This is a genomic window from Arthrobacter sp. zg-Y1116, from assembly GCF_024385485.1.
Lineage (GTDB): Bacteria > Actinomycetota > Actinomycetes > Actinomycetales > Micrococcaceae > Arthrobacter_B.
Window position 1 is genome coordinate 149,790 of the sequence record NZ_JANFLR010000005.1, and the last position, 22,763, is coordinate 172,552.

General features: G+C 67.3%; 18 protein-coding genes and 2 tRNA genes. 7 read left to right on the top strand and 13 right to left on the bottom strand.

The features are described 5' to 3' along the window. Positions 1–30 precede the first annotated feature (30 nt). Positions 31–555: a histidine phosphatase family protein gene (locus NNX34_RS15470; RefSeq protein ID WP_255767417.1), complete on the top strand. Its 525-nt coding sequence runs from the start codon at positions 31–33 to the stop codon at positions 553–555. Here the strand turns inward: NNX34_RS15470 and NNX34_RS15475 are convergent. The 5 genes from NNX34_RS15475 to NNX34_RS15495 all read right to left on the bottom strand — a co-directional run bounded on the left by NNX34_RS15475 (position 552) and on the right by NNX34_RS15495 (position 5,864). Next, positions 552–2,618 (bottom strand): YhgE/Pip domain-containing protein, encoded by a 2,067-nt coding sequence (locus NNX34_RS15475; protein ID WP_255767418.1) that lies wholly within the window; start codon positions 2,616–2,618, stop codon positions 552–554. The genes NNX34_RS15470 and NNX34_RS15475 overlap by 4 nt on opposite strands. After that, the gene (locus tag NNX34_RS15480; RefSeq protein WP_255767419.1) at positions 2,615–3,286 is read right to left on the bottom strand and encodes an ABC transporter ATP-binding protein; all 672 of its coding nucleotides are present in this window, start codon (positions 3,284–3,286) and stop codon (positions 2,615–2,617) included. The genes NNX34_RS15475 and NNX34_RS15480 overlap by 4 nt, the downstream gene beginning before the upstream one ends. A gap of 134 nt (positions 3,287–3,420) precedes the next feature. Then, positions 3,421–4,854: an NAD(P)/FAD-dependent oxidoreductase gene (locus tag NNX34_RS15485; protein WP_370647283.1), complete on the bottom strand. Its 1,434-nt coding sequence runs from the start codon at positions 4,852–4,854 to the stop codon at positions 3,421–3,423. 44 nt (positions 4,855–4,898) lie between these two features. Then, positions 4,899–5,630 (bottom strand): GAF and ANTAR domain-containing protein, encoded by a 732-nt coding sequence (locus NNX34_RS15490; protein ID WP_255767421.1) that lies wholly within the window; start codon positions 5,628–5,630, stop codon positions 4,899–4,901. Positions 5,631–5,788: 158 nt separating this feature from the next. Continuing rightward, a tRNA-Arg gene (locus NNX34_RS15495) sits at positions 5,789–5,864 on the bottom strand. Positions 5,865–6,167: 303 nt separating this feature from the next. Here NNX34_RS15495 and NNX34_RS15500 point away from each other — a divergent pair. Continuing rightward, complete coding sequence (locus NNX34_RS15500; RefSeq protein WP_255767422.1) at positions 6,168–8,054, top strand: phosphoenolpyruvate carboxykinase (GTP); 1,887 nt, start codon at positions 6,168–6,170, stop codon at positions 8,052–8,054. A gap of 67 nt (positions 8,055–8,121) precedes the next feature. On the opposite strand, the gene NNX34_RS15505 is transcribed toward NNX34_RS15500, so the two are convergent. Beyond that, a complete protein-coding gene (locus NNX34_RS15505; RefSeq protein ID WP_255767423.1) occupies positions 8,122–8,574 on the bottom strand; it encodes a hypothetical protein in 453 nt (150 codons plus the stop codon). A gap of 2 nt (positions 8,575–8,576) precedes the next feature. Further along, positions 8,577–9,983: a phosphomannomutase/phosphoglucomutase gene (locus NNX34_RS15510; protein WP_255767424.1), complete on the bottom strand. Its 1,407-nt coding sequence runs from the start codon at positions 9,981–9,983 to the stop codon at positions 8,577–8,579. 97 nt (positions 9,984–10,080) lie between these two features. Between NNX34_RS15510 and NNX34_RS15515 the strand changes: the two genes are divergently transcribed. Beyond that, positions 10,081–12,237, top strand: a complete 2,157-nt coding sequence (locus NNX34_RS15515; RefSeq protein ID WP_255767425.1) for a RecQ family ATP-dependent DNA helicase — start codon at positions 10,081–10,083, stop codon at positions 12,235–12,237. A 64-nt stretch (positions 12,238–12,301) separates the two neighbouring features. Here the strand turns inward: NNX34_RS15515 and NNX34_RS15520 are convergent, their stop codons facing one another. Then, complete coding sequence (locus NNX34_RS15520) at positions 12,302–13,144, bottom strand: alpha/beta fold hydrolase (protein ID WP_255767426.1); 843 nt, start codon at positions 13,142–13,144, stop codon at positions 12,302–12,304. 153 nt (positions 13,145–13,297) lie between these two features. Between NNX34_RS15520 and NNX34_RS15525 the strand changes: the two genes are divergently transcribed. Then, positions 13,298–13,873, top strand: coding sequence for a hypothetical protein (locus NNX34_RS15525; RefSeq protein ID WP_255767427.1), 576 nt, complete (start codon positions 13,298–13,300; stop codon positions 13,871–13,873). Here the strand turns inward: NNX34_RS15525 and NNX34_RS15530 are convergent. Next, on the bottom strand, positions 13,836–14,672 hold the full coding sequence (locus NNX34_RS15530; RefSeq protein ID WP_255767429.1) for a crotonase/enoyl-CoA hydratase family protein: 837 nt from the start codon (positions 14,670–14,672) through the stop codon (positions 13,836–13,838). The two genes, NNX34_RS15525 and NNX34_RS15530, sit on opposite strands and share 38 nt — an antisense overlap. Positions 14,673–14,761: 89 nt before the next feature. Between NNX34_RS15530 and NNX34_RS15535 the strand changes: the two genes are divergently transcribed. Then, positions 14,762–15,319, top strand: coding sequence for a hypothetical protein (locus NNX34_RS15535; RefSeq protein ID WP_255767430.1), 558 nt, complete (start codon positions 14,762–14,764; stop codon positions 15,317–15,319). 40 nt (positions 15,320–15,359) lie between these two features. On the opposite strand, the gene NNX34_RS15540 is transcribed toward NNX34_RS15535, so the two are convergent. The 4 genes from NNX34_RS15540 to NNX34_RS15555 all read right to left on the bottom strand — a co-directional run bounded on the left by NNX34_RS15540 (position 15,360) and on the right by NNX34_RS15555 (position 19,422). Further along, positions 15,360–16,400 (bottom strand): aldo/keto reductase, encoded by a 1,041-nt coding sequence (locus NNX34_RS15540; RefSeq protein WP_255767431.1) that lies wholly within the window; start codon positions 16,398–16,400, stop codon positions 15,360–15,362. A gap of 11 nt (positions 16,401–16,411) precedes the next feature. Then, positions 16,412–17,038 (bottom strand): GNAT family N-acetyltransferase, encoded by a 627-nt coding sequence (locus tag NNX34_RS15545; protein WP_255767432.1) that lies wholly within the window; start codon positions 17,036–17,038, stop codon positions 16,412–16,414. Between the two features lie 84 nt (positions 17,039–17,122). Continuing rightward, positions 17,123–17,210, bottom strand: a tRNA-Ser gene (locus NNX34_RS15550). Positions 17,211–17,292: 82 nt separating this feature from the next. After that, positions 17,293–19,422 (bottom strand): prolyl oligopeptidase family protein, encoded by a 2,130-nt coding sequence (locus NNX34_RS15555; RefSeq protein ID WP_255767434.1) that lies wholly within the window; start codon positions 19,420–19,422, stop codon positions 17,293–17,295. Positions 19,423–19,521: 99 nt separating this feature from the next. On the opposite strand from NNX34_RS15555, the gene NNX34_RS15560 reads away from it, so the two are divergent. Both NNX34_RS15560 and NNX34_RS15565 read left to right on the top strand, forming a co-directional pair. Continuing rightward, a complete protein-coding gene (locus tag NNX34_RS15560; RefSeq protein ID WP_255767435.1) occupies positions 19,522–21,543 on the top strand; it encodes an FAD/NAD(P)-binding domain-containing protein in 2,022 nt (673 codons plus the stop codon). Positions 21,544–21,754: 211 nt separating this feature from the next. Continuing rightward, the gene (locus tag NNX34_RS15565) at positions 21,755–22,705 is read left to right on the top strand and encodes a zinc-binding dehydrogenase (protein WP_227923933.1); all 951 of its coding nucleotides are present in this window, start codon (positions 21,755–21,757) and stop codon (positions 22,703–22,705) included. Positions 22,706–22,763: the final 58 nt, after the last annotated feature.

Here is a 22,763-nt window from a genome sequence, read left to right on the forward strand (position 1 = left end):
GGGGGCTCCGTCCGCGGCTAAGCTTGGCTAATGACCGGCCACCACCTGAAGAAACTCCAGCTCCTGCGCCATGCCAAGGCGGACTGGCCCCGCGACGTCGCAGACCACGAGCGCCCGCTCTCCGGGCGCGGACACCGGGACGCGCCGCTGGCCGGGCAGTGGATGCGCGAGCACGGCAGCATTCCCGACTTCATCCTCTGCTCGTCCGCCCTGCGCGCGCGGCAGACCTGCACCTGGGTCTGCAAGGAACTCGGGGATAAGGCACCGACCGCGAAGCTTGAAGACGGCCTCTACGCGGCGACGCCGGAGCGGATCCTCAGCCTCATCAACCACGTTCCGGAAACGGTCACCAGCCTGCTGGTAATCGCACACCTCCCCGGCGTCCAGGACCTGGCCATGCGGCTTGCCTCGGCGGACTCGGACGAAGAAGCCGTCATGGAAATGGCCACCCGCTATCCGACGTCGGGCCTCACCGTCATGGAACACGCGCTGCCGTGGGCCGAGCTGGACGGACGCGACGCCCGCATCACGGACTTCGTGGTGCGCCGGGCCTAAATGCTGATTTCCGGCTGCAGCGTCTTCAGGGTCCACAGCCGGTGCCGTCGGGCAGCCAGCAGGGAGAGCAGCAGTCCGACGGCGGTGTAGGCGAGCAGCCCGACGGCGACGCCGGTGACCTGGGTTAGGTCCCCTCCGTACAGCAGCTGCCGCAGCCCGGTCACGGTGTAGCCCATCGGCAGCACGTCGTGGGCCAGATGCAAGGGCGCCGGGATGGTCTGCCACGGGAAAGTGCCGCCCGAGGAGACCAGCTGCAGCACCAGCAGCACCAGCACCACGAACTTGCCGACCGAACCCAGCAGCGCCACGATGCCCTGGATCAAAGCCGAGAACGCCATGGAAGCCATCAACAGCAGCCCCCAGGCCTGTACCGGATGGACGGGGTCCAGTCCCAGCCCGAACCGCACCACTGCATACAGCAGCGTTGCCTGGACCAGTGAGACACCGAGGAACGGCAGCCAGCCGCCCAGGGCAATCTTCCAGCCCGGGGCATTGGAGGCCAGCGCCCGGCGGCTGATGGGACGCAGAGCCTGCGCGAGCATGAAGATACCCACCCACATGGCCAGCGTCAGGAAATAGGGAGCCAGTCCCGCACCGTAGCTGCCTGCCTCGGCCTGGTCCACCGTGCTGACGGTCAGCGGATCGGCGATTACCGCGGAGCCGTTGGCCCGTTCCTCATCGTTCGGGTTGGGGATTTCACCCGCGCCGTCCTTCAGCTGCCGGGCCAGATCGTCCGATCCGTCGCGTAGCTGCCCCAATCCGTCCTGGAGACTGCCTGCACCGGCGGCGGCGGTGTCGACTCCTGCCGCCAGCTCCCGGGTGCCGCCCATGGCCTGTTGCTCGCCGCCCGCGAGCCCGTCTGCCCCCGAGGACAGCTCGGCGGCGCCGGTGGACAGGTCCGCTGCGCCGGCGGAAAGCCGGGAAGCGCCGTCGTTCGCAGTGCTGATGCCCGAGGCGAGCTGCGGAGCGCTGCCTGCAAGTCGGTCCGCACCGGCCGAGACTGCTGCAGCCCCGTCGGAGAGCGCCTTCAGTTGCTCCAGCCCGCCGGTTCCGGCGGTGGTTCCGGCAAGCTCCTGCTGCAGGGCCGCGGCCTGCTCCGGCGTCAGGACGCCCCGCTGCACCAGCCGCGTCACGGCATCGGTGACACCCTGCCGGGCGGTGTCGGCCGAAGCCGTTACGGCGGCCTCCACGCCGGCCGTCCCGGCCGCCACCTGCCGGGCGCCGTCTGCCAGCTGCTGTGTCTGCTGCGGCAGCTGTGCCGTGGCGGCGGAGAGCTGGCCCAGGCCCGAGGAAAGCTCGGCCGCACCTGAGGACAACTGATTCGCTCCCGCGGACAGCTCGCCGGCGCCCGTCGACAGCTGGTTGGCTCCGGCTACCAGCTGCTCCTGCCCGGCGACCAATGCCTGCGCTCCGGAGGACAGGGTGCCCAGCCCTGTGACGAGCTCGGCGGCCCCGGAATCCGCGGTCGCTGCACCACCGGCGAGCTGCCCGGCGCCGTCGGCGGCCAGTTCCAGCTGGCCGTGCACTGTGCTGAATCCGGTCAGCAGCTGGCTGGCGGTTTCCTCGCCGACTTCCGCCGCCACGGTGTCATGGACGGAAGAGGTCAGCTTGTCCACGATGCTGCTGAGCAGGTAGTTGTTCGCTTCATTGGTGGTGACGTGCAGGGTCGCCTTCCGGGCGGTCGCCGGATCCGACGCCGAGGCCAGGTTCGCGGAAAAGTCCCCGGGAATGGTCAGGGCAAATTCATAGGTGCCGTCCTTCACGCCGCGTTCCGCGGCAGCGGGACTGTCAACCATCTCCCAGTCGAAGGTCCCGTCCTCCAGCAGGTTTTCGCGGACCGTGGCGCCGACGTCGAGCCTGCCGTCAGCGGTGTCGGCCCCGTCGTCGTCGACCACCAGGGCGGCCTTGACGCCGTCGAGGTTTCCGTAGGGATCCCAGTTCGCATACAGGTAGACGGCGCCGTAGAGCAGGGGGACCAATGAGAGGGCGAGGATGGCCAGCTTCGGCAGGGTGCCGCTGGTCATGCGGCGAAGCTCGCTGAGTGCCAGGCGGAAGGCGGTCATGCCGAGACCTCCTCGGCGGCGGCGGTGCCCGAGGCTGCGTTGGTGTCCGCGGCGGCCCCCGCAGCAGCAGTGGGTCCGGTCCAGTCCGGCGGGATCTGCGCCACCACGGCAACGGCGGTCACCAGCCGTATGGGCGAGGACACGCTGCCGGTCAGCACGGGCAGCCAAGCCTCCGGATCGGCGTCGTGGCGGTCGGGAGAGTCAAAGACCAGCAGCTCCACGTCGACATCCGCCAGTGCCAGCCGGGTCAGCAGATCCAGCCGGATGTGCGGCTCCAGCTCCTCGACCCACCGGGGACCCAGATCCGAGAGGCCTTCGTCGGACAGCCAGTCGGCGGCTTTTCCCCGCGGCCGGTTCCGGCGGGGGATCAGCGCCAGGTCTTCGGCAACCAGGTCCCGCACGCGGAAATGGCGTTCGGGTTCGTTGACCTCCGGCGAATCGATCAGTGCCGCGGAACGGCGCAGATGCTCAAGCCGTGCACTGTGCCCCCATGAGAGGTTGCCGGAGGTGGGGCGCATCCTGCCCGCAAGCACCAGGGCGAGGGCAGTACGGGTGGACTGGTCATCGCCGGAGACCAGCAGCAGCCCTCCGGTATCCACCTCAAGGGTTGTCGGAGGAAGGAGGGCACTGTGGCGCCCCTTCATAAAGAGGGTTTCCGCACTGAGCATGGTCTTCGCCTTGGTCCTTAGGGTAGCTGTGCGCCTGGCACGCTTCAGAGGCGCATCTGCCAACCTACGGGAAACTGACTAGTCAGTCCAAATAGGGGTGCGGAGAGGTCTGCCACACCGGGACCGGCATAATGTCAGAGACCGTACTTTTCCAACAGCCGGAGCCACACCTCGCTGATGGTGGGGTAGGCGGGAACGGCATGCCAGAGGCGGTCCAGCGGCACCTCGCCGGCGACGGCAATCGTTGCCGCCTGCAGCAGTTCCGAGACGCCCGGTCCCACGAAGGTCACCCCGACCAGCACTCGCCGGTCCTCGTCCACGACCATCTGAGCCCAGCCGCGGTAGTTGTCCGCATACAGCGAGGAGCCGGCGACGGCGATTTCCAGCGATGTTTCCGAGGCGTTGACGCCGTCCGCCCGGGCCTGCTCGAGAGTCCGCCCGACCATCGCCGCTTCCGGGTCGGTAAACACCACCTGCGGCACGGCGTAACGGTCCGCGGTTGCCGTGTACCGGCTCCAGGCAGCCGGTTCGGCGCTGCCGGGTTCCTGCCTGGCCCGCGCGGCGATCACGTCGCCGGTTGCCCGCGCCTCGTATTTGCCCTGATGGGTGAGCAGCACCTTCCCCGCCGCGTCCCCCACGGCGTACAGCCATCCGCCGTCGACGCCCAGCACCCGGCCGGAATCGTCGGTGTCCAGCGCCTTCGGGGCCAGGCCGATGTCCTCAAGGCCCAGCCCGTCCAGGGCAGGGCGGCGCCCGGTGGAAACCAGCAGCCGATCCCCGCCCACGGTGTCGCCGCCCTCGAGCGATACTTCCACGCCGCCGTCGTCGGACGTCCGCACGGACGCGGGGGAGGCGGAGGTGCGCACGTCGATGCCGTCGGCCTCGAGTCCTTCCCGCACCAGCGTACGTACCGGGTCGGGGAAGGAACCCAGGATGTCGTGACGGGCCAGCAGCGTTACCTTCGAGCCCAGGCGCGCGTAGGCCTGCGCCAGTTCGACGCCGGACACCCCGCCGCCGATGACGACGAGGCGGCCCGGAATCCCGGTGGCGGAGGTGGCGTCCCGGGTGCCCCAGTACTCAGTGGTATCCAGGCCCTCGATCGGTGGAACGGACGGGGTGGAGCCGGTGGCGAGGACGACGGCGTGCCGCGCGGAGATCCGCAGGGTCCGGCCGTCGTTGGCGGCCACTTCCACCTCGCGTTCTCCCGTGAGCCGTGCCCGGCCGCGGACCAGTTCAATGCCGGCGCCTGCGACCCACTCGGCCTGGCCTGCATCATCCCAGTTTGAGGTGAACGAGTTCCGGCGCTCCAGGACGGCATCGGCGTCCAGCGTGCCGGTGACCGCCTCACGGGAACCTGCCAGCGACTGTGCTTCCTTCAGCGCCGTGCCGGGCCGCAGGAGCGCCTTTGAGGGCATGCAGGCCCAGTAGGAGCATTCGCCGCCCACCAGGGCCGCTTCCACCAGGACGGCGGCCAGCCCGCCGCGGACAATGCGGTCTGCCGCATTCTCTCCCACGGCACCTGCCCCAATCACCACTACGTCGGTCTGCAGAGTCTCAGTCATGGACATGAGCCTTGCACCGCGGCGGGAGCGGGGCAACCGGGTAGCTTGTCCTACCCGTCGAAATACGTTTCTGCGGGTCGTCCGTTCACCGAGGCCACCACGGATTCGGCGACCTCGCGCAGTTTCATGTTCCGGTGGCTGGAGGCTGCACGCAGGACATCGAAGGCCTGCTGCTGGGAGCAGCGGCTCTGTCCCATGATGATGCCGATGGCAATATCGATGCTGGTGCGGGAACGCATGGCGGCCACAAGGTCCTCTGCCCTTGCGGTTGTGTCGGTAATGCGGATGGCCAGCCGTACGGCTGCCGCAGCGTGCCGGGCAAAACTCTCAGCCGCCTGCACCGTGGCGTCGGGAAAGGCGTTTTCGCGGTTTGCGTACAGGTTCAGGGCGCTGAGGTAGTCGCCGGACAGGGCAATGGGCACGGCGAGGATGGAGCGCAGGCCGCGACGGGAAACCTCGCTGGTGTAGCCCGGCCAGCGCTGCTCGGCGGCCAGGTCCTTCACAAGGACCGTTGTGCCGCTGCGTGCTGCGGTGAGGCAGGGGCCATCGCCGTAGGAATACTGGATCTCATCCAGGTGCCTGGCCTCCTCGCTGCTGCTGGCAACGACACGGGGCCGGGATTTGTGCAGGAGCGTCACGGCGCAGGAGACGGGGCCGTCCGGCCCGGAGAATTCGCGGGAGGCCAGGACTGCTGACCTGTTGAGGAAATCCTGTACATCCGGGCTCTCCAGCACCAGATCTATGAGTACCGAGGGCAGCTGCGTGGAATTCGGACTGGGCATACCGGCGTCCTTAGGGGTCCGGCGGCTGCGGGAAAGGCCTTCCGGCGCAGGCTGCCGGCCCGGTTGCTTACCGACCACCCTACGCAGGGCAGGAGCGGGTATCCAGAGACAACAAAAAACCCGGTCCGATCAGTTGTCCTGATCGGACCGGGTCCGAGTGGTGCGCGCGAAGGGATTCGAACCCCCAACCTTCTGATCCGTAGTCAGATGCTCTATCCGTTGAGCTACGCACGCATAAGAACTATTGTATCAAAACCGATTCTCATCGGTTTCTTTCAAGTTCTTCCGTGGCTGTTTGGCCGTAGATAACTATAGCGGGCTTTTGAGGGCAACACCAATCGAGAAGCATGTCGTCTGTGTCACTAGACCGGTCTACGTGACCTTGGTCACATTAGAGTAGGGGAGGGGCCCTGATTCTCTTGGATTTGTGGGACCGATCACGAATGCGGCAATAAAGGTGCGATCTTTACCGGCAAAGCGTCCCGAAAGGCACAACTAGCATCAAAACACACCACTGACCCAACGAAGGGAAGAGTCATGGGCCATGACGCGCGTCAGCTAGTTCTCGATGAGAACGGCGAGAATGCTGCAAGCCAGCCGCTGGACAGCACCACGGGAGAGGCTGCTGCACCCACCACCCACCAGGCCCTCCTTGCGTGGGTAAAAGAAGTAGCCGAGCTGACGCAGCCTGACCGCGTGTACTGGGTCGACGGTTCCGAAGAGGAAAACCGGGCCCTCACGAATGAACTCGTGGATGCCGGCACCCTGGTGCGGCTGAACCCCGAGACCTTCCCGAATTCCTTTGCTGCCTTCTCGGACCCCAAGGACGTGGCCCGGGTCGAAGAGCAGACCTTCATCTGCTCCGAAAAGCGCGAAGACGCCGGCTTCACCAATAACTGGATGGACCCGGGCGAGATGCGGGCCAAGCTCAACGGCCTCTTCGCCGGTTCCATGCGCGGGCGCACCATGTACGTGGTGCCCTTCGTTATGGGCCACCTTGCCGCGGAAGACCCGAAGTTCGGCGTCGAAATCACCGACAGCGCCTACGTGGTCGCCTCCATGCGCATCATGGCCAACATCGGCACCGACGTGCTGCGCAAGATGGAAGAGCTGGACGCCTTCTTCGTGCCGGCACTCCACTCCGTAGGCTTCCCGCTGGCCGAGGGCGAAGAGGACGTCACCTGGCCCTGCAGCGACGAGAAGTGGATCGTGCATTTCCCCGAGGACCGCTCCATCTGGTCCTACGGTTCGGGCTACGGCGGCAACGCGCTGCTAGGCAAGAAATGCTACGCCCTGCGCATTGCCTCCATCATGGCCCGGGACGAAGGCTGGCTGGCCGAGCACATGCTCATCCTCAAGCTCACCAGCCCGGAGCAGAAGGACTACTACGTCTCCGCCGCCTTCCCCTCGGCCTGCGGCAAAACCAACCTGGCGCTCCTGGACCCGACCATCGAGGGCTGGAAGGTCGAAACCCTGGGTGATGACATCACCTGGATGCGGTTCGGCAAAGAAGGCGAACTGCGTGCGGTGAACCCGGAGGCGGGCCTCTTCGGTGTCGCTCCCGGCACCGGCTGGAGTACCAACCCCAATGCCATGCGTGCCATCGCCAAGGGCAACTCCATCTTCACCAACGTGGCACTCACCGACGACGGCGGTGTCTGGTGGGAAGGCATGACGGATGAGGCGCCGGCGCACCTCACCGACTGGCTCGGGCAGGAATGGACGCCCGACGCCGGCCGCCCGGCAGCGCATCCGAACTCGCGCTTCTGCACGCCGATCGACCAGATCGACATGCTGGCAGACGAATACCACTCACCGAACGGGGTTCCGGTCTCGGCCATCCTGTTCGGCGGGCGCCGCAAGACCACCGTTCCCCTGGTGACGGAGGCCCGCGACTGGGCCAGCGGGATCTTCATGGGCTCTACGCTGTCCTCCGAAACCACCGCTGCCGCCGCCGGACAGGTGGGCGTGGTCCGGCGCGATCCGATGGCCATGCTTCCGTTCATGGGGTACGACGCCGGCGACTACCTGCGGCACTGGATCGAACTCAGCGGCAAGGCCAACCAGGAGAAGCTGCCGAAGATCTTCCTGGTCAACTGGTTCCGCCGCACGGCCGACGGCGGGTTCGCCTGGCCGGGCTTCGGCGACAACGCCAGGGTGCTCAAGTGGGTCATTGAACGCCTCGAGGGCAAGGCGGATGCGGTGGAAACCCCCATCGGGTTTGTGCCCACGGGGGATTCCATTGACCTCACCGGCCTGGACATGACCCCCGAGGACGTGGAGCAGGCCGTCCGCGTGGATCCGCAGGAGTGGGCCACCGAGCTTGACGGCATCGACGAGTGGTACCACCGCTTCGGTCCCACCCTGCCGCAGGAACTGAAGGACCGGCTGGCCGAGTTGAAGGACCGCTTCGCCACCGCCTGACCCGCAGGCAAAAGGGAAGCCCCGCCGGAACGCCGGCGGGGCTTCCCTTTTGCAGTGCTAGGGCTGGTTACTCAGCGTCGGCCCAGACGATGGGCTCGCCGCCCTCCCAGATGGGTTCGTTGAACGTCCACTCGCCGTCCTGCTCCGAGTAGGTCTGGATGGCGGAGATGCAGACGCCTTCGGAGTGTTCGGTGACGATGTGGATGGCGTCGGTGTTTTCCTCCGGCAGGTGGATGTCGGAGAACACGGCAACCGCGCGGTTTTCGCCCTTCTGCTCGGTCAGCACCGTGTACAGGTCCTCGATCATCGAGTCCGCATCCAGGTCCTCGTCGCTGTCCTCGGGGGCGACGGCGATCATCCGCAGTTCGCCGTCGTTCTGCACCACGAGCGCGGCCGGCAGGAACGCACCCTGCGCCTCAAGCTGCTCCTGCGTCACGCCGAGGGCGGTGCCCAGCAGGGAGTTCAGGTCCTCCTGGACCTCGGCGGAGGGCTCTGATCCGTTCAGTTCTACATCAGCCATTGTTATTTCCTTACTAGTTTCAATACGTGGTCGCGGACCCGCTCCATGGTGGGCAGATCCTCTGCTTCAGCGTTCAGACGCAGGAAGGGTTCGGTGTTGGACGCGCGGAGGTTGAACCACCACGAGCCGTCGTCGGCGGTGAACGTCACACCGTCGAGGGTGTCCACCGTGACGCCGTCGCGCTCGAATTCGGCGCGGACGCGGGCAACGGCGGCCGGGACGTCCTCGACCCGGGAGTTCACTTCGCCGGAGGAGATGTATGGCTCATACTCGCGGGCCAGATCCGAGAGGCTGCGGGGCTGCTCGCCCAGGGCCGCGAGCACGTGCATGGCCGCAAGCATGCCGGTGTCGGCGTTGTAGAAGTCGCGGAAGTAGTAGTGGGCGGAGTGCTCGCCGCCGAAGACGGCCCCTTCGCTGGCCATCACTGCCTTGATGAAGGAGTGGCCCACCCGGGTGCGGACGGCACGGCCGCCGTCGTGCGCCACCAGTTCGGGCACCGCGCGGGAGGTGATCAGGTTGTGGATGATCACGGGTGTCTCTTCGCCGGCGGCCTTGGCCCGGGCGATCTCGCGGCGTGCGACCAGGGCGGTGACGGCGGAGGGGCTGACCGGCTCGCCCTTTTCGTCGATCACGAAGCAGCGGTCGGCGTCGCCGTCGAAGGCGAGGCCGATGTCGGCGCCGTGTTCGACGACGGCGGCCTGCAGGTCCCGCAGGTTCTCCGGCTCCAGCGGGTTGGCCGGGTGGTTCGGGAAGGACCCGTCCAGTTCAAAGTAGAGGGGAACAATGTCCAGGGGCAGCCCGGACAGGATGCTGTCGCCGAGCACTGCGGGGGTGGTCATGCCGGCCATGCCGTTGCCCGCATCCACCACTACCTTCAACGGCCGGATCCCGGACAGGTCCACCAGGTTGCGCAGGTACTTGGCGTAGTCGGACAGGACGTCCCGGACGGAGATGGAACCCGTGGCCGCCGCCGCCGGAATGACGCCCTCGTTCAGGTACTGCTCGGCGAGGGCCTGGATCTCCTTGAGCCCGGTCTCCGAGGAGATGGGCACGGCGCCGGCCTTGGCCATCTTGATGCCGTTGTACTGCGCCGGGTTGTGGCTTGCGGTGAAGGTCACACCGGCCGCATTCATCACTCCGCAGGCGTAGTAGAGCTCATCGGTGGAAATCAGGTCCAGCAGGAGCACATCGGCGCCGCGGGCGGTGGCGCCGCGCGCGAAGTCGCGGATGAACTCGGGAGAGGACGGACGCATGTCACCGCCAACCAGTACCGTCTGCCCGGACAGGCCCTGGACGTCTACAAACGCGGCCCCTACGGCCTCGACGATCTGCGGGGTGATGGTCTCGCCCACGACGCCGCGGACGTCGTAGGCCTTGAAGGACGCGGAGAGGTCGAATGCATTGTTCACGTTGGCCAGTCTATAGGGGGCGCCCGCCGCGGCGGTCTTGTCCACAGTTCAAATCCGGTGCAGGGAACAGTTCCAAGGGGCTGGGATAGTGGATGGTATGGAAAGCACTGATACGCAAGGCACCGCTTCTGACACTGTTTCCGAAAGCACGCGTTCGCTGCACAGCGAGGCTGTGGAGCTGTTGCGGGCGCTGGTGGGCAATGACTCCGCGGAGTTCCACCAGGACCAGTTCGAAGCCATTGAGGCCCTGGTGGCCGGCGGACGCCGCGCCCTGGTGGTCCAGCGCACCGGCTGGGGCAAGTCCGCGGTGTACTTCGTCGCCAGCCTGCTGCTGCGGGCACGGGGGGCAGGTCCCACGCTGATTGTTTCCCCGCTGCTGGCGCTGATGCGGGACCAGGTGGCCGCCGCCGCGCGGGCCGGGGTCCGCGCGGTGGCCATCAACTCCGCCAACCAGCTGGAGTGGCAGGACATTTCCGCGAAGCTCGAGGCCGACGAGGTGGATGTGCTGCTGGTTTCTCCGGAACGGTTGAACAACCCCGGGTTCCGCGAGCAGCACCTGCCCGAGCTGATCCGGCGTTCCGGGCTGCTGGTGATCGACGAAGCGCACTGCATCTCCGACTGGGGCCATGACTTCCGTCCGGACTACCGCCGCATCCGCCACCTGATTGAGCGGCTTCCCTCTACGGTTCCGGTGCTGGCCACCACTGCCACGGCCAACAGCCGCGTGGTGAAGGACATTGAGGAACAGCTCGCCGCCGGCGGCGAAGACGTCTTCACCATCCGCGGCCCGCTGGCCCGCAAATCGCTGCGGCTCGGTGTCCTGCGGCTGCCCAACCCCAAGGCGCGCCTGGCCTGGCTGCTGACGCACCTGGACGAGCTGCCCGGCAGCGGCATCATCTACGCGCTGACCGTCTCCGGCGCCGAAGACACCGCCCGGCTGCTGCAGAAGGCCGGACACCCGGTCCTTGCCTACACCGGCCGCACCGACCCGGCGGACCGGGAAGAGGCCGAAGCCGCCCTGAAGGAGAACCGGGTCAAGGCGCTGGTGGCCACCAGTGCGCTGGGCATGGGCTTCGACAAACCCGATCTGGGCTTCGTGATCCACCTGGGCGCGCCGTCGTCGCCGGTGGCGTACTACCAGCAGGTGGGTCGTGCCGGCCGTGGCACCCCGAACGCCGATGTGCTGCTGCTGCCGGGTGCGGAGGACCGTGATATCTGGCAGTACTTCGCCACATCCTCCATGCCGTCCGAGGGTCCGGCCACCGCGGTGCTCTCCGAGCTGGCCTCCGGGGAGGTGCTGTCCGTCGGTGTGCTGGAGACCCGGGTCAACCTGAAGCGCTCGCCGTTGGAACTGCTGCTGAAGGTCCTGTCCGTGGACGGCGCCGTCGAAAAGGTGTCCGGCGGCTGGCGGGGCACCGGGCAGCCGTGGCATTACGACCGGGAACGCTATGAACGCATTGCCGCTGCCCGGGTGAAGGAACAGCAGGCGATGCTCGATTACGAGAGCACCACCGGCTGCCGCATGCAGTTCCTGTCCCAGCAGCTCGACGATCCGGCAGCCGCGCCCTGCGGGCGCTGCGACAACTGTGCCGGCCGCTGGTTCGGCGACGACGTCGCGGCGGAGGCCACCGACAACGCGGCCCAGGCGCTGGACAAGGTTGGCGTGGAGGTGGATCCGCGCGGAATGTACCCCTCGGGCATGGACCGGCTGGGTGTGCCGGTCAAGGGCAAGATCAAGCCGGACCGGACCGTTTCCAGCGGGCGTGCCCTGGCCCGGCTGACCGACCTGGGCTGGGGCGGACGGCTGCGGGAAATCTTCGCCCCGGGCGCCGAAGACATGCCGGTGGACTCGGCACTGCTTCACGGCTGCGTGCAGGTCCTGGCGCAGTGGGGCTGGGCCGAACGCCCGGTGGCCATTGTGTCCATTCCGTCCCGGTCCCGGCCGCAGTTGGTGGACTCGCTTGCGAGCGGCCTCTCGGAGCTTGGCCGGATTCCGTATCTGGGGACGCTCCAACTGCCGCACGGCGGACCCGCAGGTGGCCCCGGCGGCAACAGTGCCTTCCGGCTGGCCGCCGTCTGGGACCAGTTTGCGGTTCCTCCGGAAGGGGCCGCCTGGTTCGCGGCGAACCCCGGACCGGTGCTGCTCGTGGACGACTTCGCGGACAGCCGCTGGACCCTCACCGAAGCCGGGCGGGTGCTGCGGGAAGCAGGGGCCGAAGCGGTGCTGCCGTTCGTGCTGGCGCTGAAGGCCTAGCGGCGCCCTGCGGTGCAACAGCGGCGGGACGGGCGAACCCGTGCCGCCGCTGAGTTCCCACCGGTTATTTGCCAACGAATTCCAGCAGGGCTGAGTTGACCTCGGCGGCATGCGTCCACAGGAGGCCGTGGGGTGCGCCGTCGATCTCCACGTAGTCCGCTGCGGGGACCAACTTCCGGAAGCGGCGGCCCGTGGCGTCGATCGGCAGGATGTTGTCCGCCGTGCCGTGCAGGATCATCACGGGCTTGCCGCTTTCGCGGACGGCATCTACGTCGGCCCTGAAGTCTTCAATCCAGGTGGGCACCACGGCGTAGGCGGCGACCGGCGCGCTGGAGATGGCCACGTTCCAGCTGGCGGTGACGGCCTCCTGGCTGATGCGGCTGCCCAGGTTCTCCTTCAGGTTGTAGAAATCGGAGTAGAAGTTGGTGAACCAGGCGTAACGGTCTTCGCGGGCGGCTGCTGCGATGCCGTCAAACACTTCCTGCGGCACGCCCTCGGGATTGTCTTCCTTGGCCACCAGGAACGGCTCGAGCGAGGCGAGGAAAGCGAGTTTGGCGATGCGGTCATGGCCGTGCCGGCTGACGTAGCGGGCCAGTTCCCCGGTGCCCATGGAGAAGCCGACCAGGATCACGTCACGGAGGTCGAGCGTCTCCAGCACGGTGTTGAGGTCCGCCGCGAAGGTGTCGTAGTCGTAGCCGGAGCCGACTTTGCTTGACTGCCCGAAGCCGCGCCGGTCATAGGTGATGACACGGTAGCCTGCCGCGAGCAACTCGCGGGTCTGGCGCTCCCAGGAATGGCCGTCCAGGGGATACCCGTGAATCAGCACTACCGGCTGGCCGGCGCCCTGGTCTTCGTAGTAGAGGTGGATGGCGGTGCTGTTTTCGGTGCCAGCTTCGATGTAACCCATCAGGGGTTCCCCTCTCGGATCGGGCGGGAACGGCCGTTCCCGTTGCGAGGAAGATGCTAAGAGAAGGAACGCCATTCGGTAAGCGTGCGGGCTGCCCGCAAATGCTGCAGACTCTATCCGGGAGGCGGCACGTGTAGCCGGGAGGGGAAGCGCATGCGTCAGGATGATTCGCAAGAGCCGGGCACCAAACGCAGGGCGGACCACAACGCGACACGGTGGCTGGCGGCGGCGACAGGTGCCGGAGCAGTGCTGGGCGCGGCCTGGCACCTCGCTGGCAAGCTCCCTTTCCTTCCGCAGAACTGGTTCGGCTCCCTGCTTGTCGGTTTCGGCGCCGGGATCCTGGCCGCGGCGCTGCTCGTAGTCGCCTGGGTGCTCACGGCACGGTGGGAGGGCAGACGGGGGATCCGGCAGCAGCGGGGAGCCCTGGCAGCGCTCGCAGGACTCGCAGTGTTCAGCGTTCCCTTCACCCCGGATCTGGTCTTCAGCCCGGTTTTCGGGGCTGCCCTGCTGCTGCTTGCGGTGCGGACCCGCGATGCCCGGACTGCGGCGATGGGCATCACGGCACTTGCTGCAGCGATCGTGCCTGCGGTGTTTCCCGACCTGCCCGGGGCGGCGGTGATGCTGGGGCTGGTGACCGTTGCCGCCCTCTCGGTCGCGGTGCGGCCGGGCAGAACCTCGCCCTCCGGAAACCCTACCGGCCGCGGTAAACCGGCGGACGCCGTTCAGTGAAGGCAGCGGTAGCCTCGCCGAAATCGTGGCTGGCCAGGAACGCCGTGTTCCAGACCTGCACATAATCCAGCCCATCCTGGACCTGCGCCTGGGTCCGCCGGTTCATCACCTGTTTGACGCCCTGCACCACCAACGGGGGATTCGCAGCTATCTGCACGGCCAGCTCGCGTCCGCGCGCGACGACGTCGTCCGCCAGTTCCGTGACCAGGCCGAGGGACGCGGCGCGGTCGGCGTCGAAATCCTCTCCGGTCAGGGCCAGCTGCCGGGTGGCGCCTTCACCGATGATGGCGGGCAGCCGCTGCAGCGAGCCGAGATCCGCCACGATGGCTACCCGAACCTCACGGACGCTGAAGCGCGCGGTGCGGGAGGCAATACGGATGTCCGCTGCGGCAATAACGTCAATGGCTCCGCCGATGCACCAGCCGTCCACCGCTGCAATGACCGGCTTCGCGCAGCAGGCCAGCGAGGTGACGGCGTCCTGGAGGTCCTTGATCTGCCGGAGGAAACCTTCGCGCAGCTTGGCATCCATGCCGCCGGCGGCGAGCAGCGGCGCGAACAGCGGAGCCATGGCGGGCAGGTCCAGGCCGTAGCTGAAATTCCCGCCGGAGCCGTAGAGCAGGACGGACCGGACGGCGTCGTCGGTGCTCAGCGCGTCAAACACTGCGGGCAGCTCGGCCCAGAAATCCGGTCCCATGGCGTTGCCTTTGGAGGGTCCGATCAACTGCACTTCGGCCACGCCGTCATGAATTTCGACACTCAGGGATTTCAGGGAAGGCAGTGAAGCGGCGCTGGACGTCATGGCATCTCCGTTGATTTGGGCGTCATTGTGCTGGACGTCAATATACCGGTCGTTTTAAGGCCCGAAGAAAGCAAAGCTAGGATCAAGGTATGGAGCTTGCGGTTATCATCCTCTTCGTCCTATCCATCGCTGTTTTGAGTGCGCTCTGGGGCAGGTTCGAGAAGCGCCGCGCCGCCAACCCCAAGCCGGAGGCAGGCGCTTCCAGCGGTGCCGACGGTTCGGGCGGTGCACGCCCGGCGCGGCCGGCACGGCCTGCACGTCCCCGTCCCGAGCCGGCGGCAACCGGCACGTCGCCGCAGGCCGCCAGGGATGCTGCCGCGCTGCTGAGCGCAGATCAGCACCGGCAGATCTATGCCGCCCTCGGACAGGGCCAGCCGGTAAAGGCGCTGAAGCTCTACGCGATGTTCACCGGCGCCGGCATCCGTGCCTCGGGGGCTGCCATCACGAACATGGCTGCGCACCCGCAGCCGTATGTACGGCCCATCCCGGATCCCGGGTCCGCGGCCACGCCCGACGCCGCGAAGCCCGGTGCGGCCGCGCCGGATGCAGCCAAACCCGCAGCCGGGGCAGAATCAGAAGCGGTCCGGGAAGAAGAGATCAGCAAATGGGCGCAGAAACTGCGCCCCGAGGACTTCCTCAAGCCGTAGGGCACTCAGGGGCCCCGGAACTCCCAGGGGCACAGCAGCGTTACCGCCCGGCCCGGCCGCCCTCGAGCAGACGCTCCCGCTGGTTCCGGCCGTCCGGACCGTACGGATAGTTGCCGACCTGCGGGACGCTCAGCTCCGTCAGGCGCTGCTTTTCCTCGTCGGCCAGCACCAGGAACGCCGCCCCCAGGTTGTCAGCGAGCTGGTCCGTCGTGCGCGCGCCGAGGATTACCGAGGTCACTCCGGGACGGTCCGCCAGCCAGGCCAGTGCCACCTGTGCCGGCGTGGCGGAGTGTGCGGCAGCCACCGTCCGCAGCTCGTCGACGATCCGCCAGGTCCGCTCGTTGTGGCTGCGCAGGTCCCACCCTTGGAACTGCCGCGTGGGGTTGTCGCCCACGCGCGTGTTCCCGGCGGGTACCGTCTCGCGGTGGTACTTGCCGGTGAGCCAGCCGCCGGCAAGCGGCGACCAGGGCAGCAACCCCAGCCCGGCGTCGAGCGCTGCGGGAACAATCTCGGATTCGATCTCCCGCTCAAGCAGGTTGTACTGCGGCTGGAGCGTGACTGGTAATGCCCATCCGTGTTCGCGGGCCACATAGACGGCCTTGGTCAGCTGCCAGCCGGTGAAGTTGGAAAGCCCGTAATAGCTGATCTTCCCCGCGGTGATGGCGTCATTGAGGAAGCCCAGGCTCTCCTCGAGCGGAGTGCAGGGATCCCAGGCATGCAGCTGGTACAGGTCCACGTGGTCCACGCCCAGCCGGGTCAGGGAATCGTCCAATGCGCGGCGCAGGTGGCGCCGGGACGTGCCCAGATCGTTGGCCCCGCCGCCCATCGGGAAGCGCCCCTTGGTGGCCAGGACGACGTCGGCCGCTTCCGTGGGATGGGCGTGCAGCCAGCGGCCGATGATCTCTTCGGACGCACCGGTTGTGTAAACATCCGCGGTGTCCACGAAGTTTCCGCCGGCCCGGACGTAATCGTCGAGGATGGCGTGTGAGGCCCGCTCATCGGATTCGTTGCCGAAGGTCATGGTGCCCAGTGCATAGTTGCTGACCGAGGTTCCACTGTTGCCGAGCAGTCGCATTTCCATGGATAGTTCCTTCACGGTAGGGAAGCTGGTGAACCGGCTGCCAGCTTATCCGCCGAGGGGTCTGAAAGCTCCCGGTCCCAGAGGTCCCGGCCCGAAAGCTCCCGGTCCGAAAGCAGGGCGGCGAACAACAGGGAATCCCGCCGCTTCCCGCGTACCAGCCGGTGTTCCCGGAGCCGGCCTTCGAAGGCGAAGCCGTTCTTTTCCAATACCCGGACCGAACCCGCGTTCTCCGGATGGCAGGTGGCTTCCACCCGCACCAGCCCCATCGGACCGAAGGCATGGCCGAGCAGGAGCGCTGCGGCCTCGGTGGCAAGGCCCTGCCCCCACACATCATGCGCCAGCGTATATCCCAGTTCCCCGTTGCGGTCGGACGGGCTGGTGGTCCACACCGCCGCCGTCCCCACCAGACGGTTCTGGAACAGCACGGCCAGCGTGAACCGGGTCCTCTCCGGGGCAGCAGGCTCGGCGGCAGCGTCCGCGACGAAGGACGCCGTATCGGCCCAGGTATTGGGTCCCCACGTGGACCACTGCGTAACCACCGGATCGGAGGTAAACGCGTGCACGGCGTCGACGTCGTCGGCCCGGAAATCCCGCAGCGTCACCCGCGGTCCGTGAAGCAGGATGCTCTCGTGTTCCATGGACGCGCGGCCCCTTCTGAAGCGATTCGGTGGTGAATCTAGGGTAGACGCAAAAAAACCCCCGGTTGCCCGGGGGTTTCAGCGCGGAGACGGGGGGATTTGAACCCCCGGTGGGCTTTAGGCCCACACTTCATTAGCAGTGAAGCCCATTCGGCCGCTCTGGCACGTCTCCAACTTGCATACTTGCAACGCCGGCAACTTCCGCTGCCAGCCTGACAAGACTACCGGCAACTTGCCGATTAGGGCAAAACGCCTCAGGCCAGTCTTCCGGTGAGCGCTTCCCAGAGGAATTCGTAGGACATGGCGTGCATCCGGGCCGACTGCCGGTTGTCCGCCGCACCGGCGTGCCCGCCCTCCAACGCTTCGTGGAACCAGACCTTGTCCGCACCCATGGCCTTCATCCGGGCAGCCATTTTGCGGGCCTGCACCGGACCTACCCGGTCATCGCTGGTGGCCGTCCAGATCAGCGTGGGCGGATAGGAAACGTCTTCCTTGATCAGGTGGTAGGGGGAGAACGTCTGAACGAACTCCCACTGCGCGGGATCGTCCGGGTCACCGTATTCGGCGATCCAGGAATAGCCGGCGGAAAGCTTGGTGTAGCGGCGCATGTCCAGTAGCGGCACCCCGCAGGAAACAGCACCGAACAGGTGCGGATAGGTGGTGAGCATGTTGCCCACCAGCAGTCCGCCGTTGCTGCGCCCGGTGCAGCCCAGGTGCTCCCGGGAGGTCACGCCGCGGGCCACGAGGTCCTCGGCCACGGCGGCGAAGTCCTCGTAGGCCCGGTGCCGGTTTTCCTGCAGGGCGGCACGGTGCCATTCGGGTCCGTATTCCCCGCCGCCGCGGATGTTGGCCAGCACATAGACGCCGTGCCGTTCGACGCCGTCGGCGTCCGTGGTGCGCCGCTCCAGCCAGCCGCGGCCCACTACTCCGCTGTACGCGGGGGTCAGGGAAGCTTCGAATCCGCCGTATCCGTTGAGCAGGGTGGGGTTGGAGCCGTCGAGCACCAGGTCCTGCGGGCCCACCTGGAAGTAGGGAACCTTGGTGCCGTCCGCAGACACGGCGAAGTGCTGTTCGACAGCCAGTCCCGCGGCGTCGAACATGGTGGGGGAGGTCTTGACCGCCTCGGCCCGGCGGCCGTCCCGGGAACCGGGACCGGCCAAGGTGCCGCGGGACAGCGTGGACGGCGTCAGGAACCCGGTACTGATCAGCCAGTAATCGTTGCCGGCTTCTTCGTCCTCGTCATCCACGGCGTACGCGTCCACCGAGTGCAGCGGCGGGCAGGCGTCCAGGATGTCCGCCCGCCAGCCGTCTTCGGGGGTGAGGACCAGGATTTCGGAGCTCACATCGCGCAGCAGGTTCAGCAGGAGCCGGTCCCGGGTCCAGCTCCAGGACTGCAGCGACGTGGACGCATCCGGGGTGAAGAGGCGGTGGACGGTCCGGTTTCCGGCGGTGAATTCTTCCAGCGACGCGGCCAGAAGCGAACCGGCGGGGTGGGGAACGCCGTCGAGCTCCCAGTCCGTCCGCGGCCGCAGCAGCAGCCACTGGCGGTGAACATCCACGTTCACGTCCAGCGGGACATCAAGCTGCACCCAGTCGCCGCCCTCCCGCAGGAAAGTACGCGTGTTGTAGAAGTCGATGATGTCCACGGCCAGGTCCCGTTCGAAGCCGGGCGTCTGGTCCCGCTGCACCACGGCCATCATGTGGTCTTCGGGAACTTCAAAGAAGGGTTCGGCGTCCAACAAGTCCTGCCCGCGGCGCAGGATGCGGCTGGTGCGCGGGTAGGAGGAGGTGGTCATGGAACCCGGGCCGAAGTCCGTCCCCACATACAGGCTGTCCTCGCCGGCCCAGCTGATCCGGCTCTTGGCTGCGGGGATGTCGAACCCGCCGGGCACGAAGGCGCGGTCGACGACGTCGAACTCCCGGTAACGGGCCGCGTCGCCGCCGTCGGGGGAGAGGGCCACCAGTGCGCGGCGGTAGGAAACGCCGTCCTGCGGGCGCAGGAACATGGACCCGCCCCACACCCATTCGATCCCCTCGGCCGCGCTGAGCTCATCCAGGTCCAGCAGCACCTCCCACTCGGTTTCCGTTGCCGTGTAGCTCTGCCACGTGGTGCGGCGCCACAGGCCCTTCGGGTGTTCTGCGTCGCGCCAGAAGTTGTAATAGTGCTCCCCGCGCTTGGCGACCATGGGGATCCGGTCCGTGGAATCCAGGACTTCGAGCAGCCGTTCCTCCGTCTGCTCAAATCCGGTGCGCGAGAGCAGGTTTTCGGTCACGGCGTTCTCGGAGCGGACCCAGTCCAGCTGCTTATCTCCGTAGATGTCCTCCAGCCAGAGGAACTCGTCGGTAGGGGCTGAATCGGCGGCGTCGAGGTTCGGGGATGTCATGCGCCCATCCTAGCTACCGCGGCTTTCCAGTCGTGCTCGACGGGGTGTGCCCGCGCCTGCCCGAACCCGTGCCGCTCCGGCTCCGGATACCCTAGATGGATGGATCACACGCAGAGTTTCCGGGTAGCTGTCATTGGCGCAGGACCCCGCGGCCTCTCCGTAGTGGACCGGCTTCTGACCAACCGGCGGGCCGCTGCACAGCGCCAGCCCCTCCGGATTGAGCTGATTGACCCTTTCAACCCGGGTCCGGGCCACGTCTGGCGGACCAATCAGTCGCGGCTTTTCCTGATGAACACACCGGCGCTGTTCCCCACCGTGGTCCCGGCCGGGGATACGGTCCGCGACCTGCTGCCCTCGCCCGCCGGACTCTCCTTTAACCAGTGGCGCGAGCTGATGGGTGCCGGCACTCGTGCGGCGGATGGTCTCTCCGCCGGTGACCGCCAGGAGCTGGCCGCGCTTGGTCCCGCGGATTTCCCCAGCCGTCCGTTGTACGGGCGGTATCTGGAGTGGACCTACGACCAGTTGCGGAGAACCGCTGCCGACGACGGCGTGGAGCTCGTACACCGCCGCACCGAAGCCTTGGGCATCTCCCGAGAAGCGGACGGCCGGCTGATCGTCGAGCTGGAAGGACAGCAGGTTCTGGCAACGGACGCCGTGGTGCTGGCCCTGGGGCACCTGCCCGCACTGCTCTCCCCGGAACAGGCACGGCTGCAGGACGCCGCCCAACGCCACGGACTGACCTACCTTCCGCCTGCCGTGCCGGCCGACGTCGACTTCTCCCGCCTGCCCGCCGGGGAACCGGTGCTGGTGCGCGGACTGGGCCTGAATTTCTTTGACGTGATGGCCGCGGCCACCGTCGGCCGCGGCGGGCGGTACGTGTCCACCGGGCAGCCTGCAGGCCGCGCCCTGCGCTACGAACCCTCTGGCCGGGAACCGCAGCTGATTGCGGCCTCACGCCGCGGCACCCCCTACCGGGCGAAGGCGAAGCTGGACTCCTACGTCCCCCGCGGAGTGCACCTGCGCTGGCTGACCCGTGAGAGGGCGCTCGCCTTCCGGGCTGACGGACTGCTGCCCGGTTTTGACCACGATCTCTGGCCCTTGCTGCACCGTGACGCGGTCTGGGCGTATTACAGCACGCTCGCCCGGGTGGCCCCCGGCGAGCTGAACGGCACCGCTGCGCAATTCTCTGACCAGCTGGAAGCGGCCCTTAACCTTCCGGGCCCGGAGTGGGACGCCGCGAAGGAAGCGGTGCTGGATGCCTGCGTTCCGTCCAACCGCCGTACCAATCTTGAAGCCCTGGCCCAGCCGCTGGGACGCCGCCCCTTCAAGGGCGCCGAGGATGCGGACAACGCCGTCCTGGCCTATCTGGAGGAGGACGCCGCCGGAAGCGCCGCCGGGGAAGACGACCCGTTGAAGATGGCAATCGGAGCCCTGAACGCCGGACGCAGCCTCCTGAAGGCAGTGGTGGCCGACGGCGGCCTGGCCGAACCTTCCTGGCTCACCGAGCTGCGGGGCTGGTTTGAGCCGCTGGTCGAGGGCCTGGCCAGCGGTCCGCCGCCGGAGCGGATCGAACAGCTGGCGGCCTTGGTCCGCGCCGGACTGGTGCACTTTGTCGGGCCGGATCCACGCTTTGACGTGGACGAGGCCCGGGGCGTGTTCACCGCCTCATCCCCGTGGGTGGGCACTGAATACGCCGCTTCCACCCTGGTGGAGGCCATGATGCCGCCCAACCGGGTGGACCGCAGCGTCTCACCGCTGCTGGCAGGACTGATCCGCGACGGCCTGGCCCGGCCGAAGGTCATGATGTCCGCCGACGGTACCCCCGTGATGACTCCCGGGCTGGACGTTACCTTGCCGCCTTATCGGACGGTGGGCGTCAGCGGCGAACCGGTGGAGAACCTGTTTGTGCTGGGACTGCAGTTGTCCTCGGTCCAGTGGGGAACGGCGATTGCCGCCGAGGCCGGCGCTCCGGCAGCGGAAGGTTCACGGACGTTGCAGGACGCCGACGCGATCGCCGCTGCCGTGCTGTCCGCTGCCGCGTCCACCGCTGCGGTTCCGAATTCGCGGGCCACGGCCCCGGAACCGTCGGCCGGCCAGGACCAACCTGCTGTGCTGGGCTGAACCCGGCTTTCAAGCCTGCACGTCGCACAGTAACAGTGGCGGTGAGGGGCGCCGGAGCGGCGCGCCCAGCGCTCAGCGGCGGGTGAACCTGGCCCCTGCCAGAGTGTGCCGCGCCGATAAAATCGGCATCAGCGGGGCTGAACCACTCCATTTCGTGCTCCTATCCAGCACGGCAGCCGCCTCGCGAATCAACCCGAGAGGACACGTTGTGATGAAAGCTTGGCAGTACATGGGGGACCGCAAACCGATCCAGCTGAACGAAATCCCGGAGCCCGTTCCGGCACCCACGCAGGTCATCATTGACGTCAAGGCGGCGGGCCTGTGCCACTCCGACGTGATGTACATGGAGGTCGGAGAATCCGCCATGCCGTTCCTGCCGATGACGCAGGGGCATGAAAACGCCGGCGTGATCACCGCGCTGGGATCCGAGGTGACCGGCTTCCAGGTCGGGGACGTCGTCGGCGTATGCTCCTCCGGAGTCCAGCCGCCTACCGGCATGTTCACTCCCGGCGGCTTCGCGGACAAGCTCGCTGCGGACTACCGCGACCTGGCCCGCGTTCCCGAGGGCCTCGATATTTCCCTCGCTGCCCTCGCCACGGACGCCGGCATGACCTCCTATCACGCCATGATCAAAGTCGGGAAGGCAGCCAAGGGCATGAAGGTCGGCGTGATCGGCTTCGGCGGCCTGGGGCAGATCGGCGCCCGCGCCGCCGTCCTGGCCGGTGCCGAAGTGCACGTAGCCGAGATGAAGGAAGAAGCCTGGGCCAATGCCAAGGAGGCCGGCGTAGTTTCCTGCGTCAAGGACGCCGCGGAATGGGTCACCGACCCGCGGCGTGGCGGCGACTTCGACCTCATCGTTGACTACGCAGGGTTCGACACCACGCAGAAGGCCGTGAATGCGGTCCGGCGCGGCGGCAAGGTGGTCCAGGTTGGCCTCGGCAAGCCCACCTTCACGGTGGCGACCAACACCATCCTCGGCAAGTCCATTGAGGGTTCCCTCGGCGGCACCGTGGAAGACATCGAGGAAGTCTTCGACCTGATGCTCCGCGGCGAGATCACTCCGGGGTACGAGGAAATCAGCTTCGACCAGGTCGGTGACGGGCTTGAGCGGCTCAAGAACAACCAGGTGCTGGGGCGCTTGGTGGCCCGCTTCGGCGAATAGCTGTTAACGGCGAATAACCGTTAACGACGGCGGCTGCGCACCTTCCAAGGTGCGCAGC

Coding starts and splice junctions, on each gene's coding strand:
- NNX34_RS15470 (WP_255767417.1), top strand. CDS start 31: ATGACCGGCCACCACCTGAAGAAACTCCAGCTCCTGCGCCATGCCAAG.
- NNX34_RS15475 (WP_255767418.1), bottom strand. CDS start 2,618: ATGACCGCCTTCCGCCTGGCACTCAGCGAGCTTCGCCGCATGACCAGC.
- NNX34_RS15480 (WP_255767419.1), bottom strand. CDS start 3,286: ATGCTCAGTGCGGAAACCCTCTTTATGAAGGGGCGCCACAGTGCCCTC.
- NNX34_RS15485 (WP_370647283.1), bottom strand. CDS start 4,854: ATGTCCATGACTGAGACTCTGCAGACCGACGTAGTGGTGATTGGGGCA.
- NNX34_RS15490 (WP_255767421.1), bottom strand. CDS start 5,630: ATGCCCAGTCCGAATTCCACGCAGCTGCCCTCGGTACTCATAGATCTG.
- NNX34_RS15500 (WP_255767422.1), top strand. CDS start 6,168: ATGGGCCATGACGCGCGTCAGCTAGTTCTCGATGAGAACGGCGAGAAT.
- NNX34_RS15505 (WP_255767423.1), bottom strand. CDS start 8,574: ATGGCTGATGTAGAACTGAACGGATCAGAGCCCTCCGCCGAGGTCCAG.
- NNX34_RS15515 (WP_255767425.1), top strand. CDS start 10,081: ATGGAAAGCACTGATACGCAAGGCACCGCTTCTGACACTGTTTCCGAA.
- NNX34_RS15520 (WP_255767426.1), bottom strand. CDS start 13,144: ATGGGTTACATCGAAGCTGGCACCGAAAACAGCACCGCCATCCACCTC.
- NNX34_RS15525 (WP_255767427.1), top strand. CDS start 13,298: ATGCGTCAGGATGATTCGCAAGAGCCGGGCACCAAACGCAGGGCGGAC.
- NNX34_RS15530 (WP_255767429.1), bottom strand. CDS start 14,672: ATGACGTCCAGCGCCGCTTCACTGCCTTCCCTGAAATCCCTGAGTGTC.
- NNX34_RS15535 (WP_255767430.1), top strand. CDS start 14,762: ATGGAGCTTGCGGTTATCATCCTCTTCGTCCTATCCATCGCTGTTTTG.
- NNX34_RS15540 (WP_255767431.1), bottom strand. CDS start 16,400: ATGGAAATGCGACTGCTCGGCAACAGTGGAACCTCGGTCAGCAACTAT.
- NNX34_RS15545 (WP_255767432.1), bottom strand. CDS start 17,038: ATGGAACACGAGAGCATCCTGCTTCACGGACCGCGGGTGACGCTGCGG.
- NNX34_RS15555 (WP_255767434.1), bottom strand. CDS start 19,422: ATGACATCCCCGAACCTCGACGCCGCCGATTCAGCCCCTACCGACGAG.
- NNX34_RS15560 (WP_255767435.1), top strand. CDS start 19,522: ATGGATCACACGCAGAGTTTCCGGGTAGCTGTCATTGGCGCAGGACCC.
- NNX34_RS15565 (WP_227923933.1), top strand. CDS start 21,755: ATGAAAGCTTGGCAGTACATGGGGGACCGCAAACCGATCCAGCTGAAC.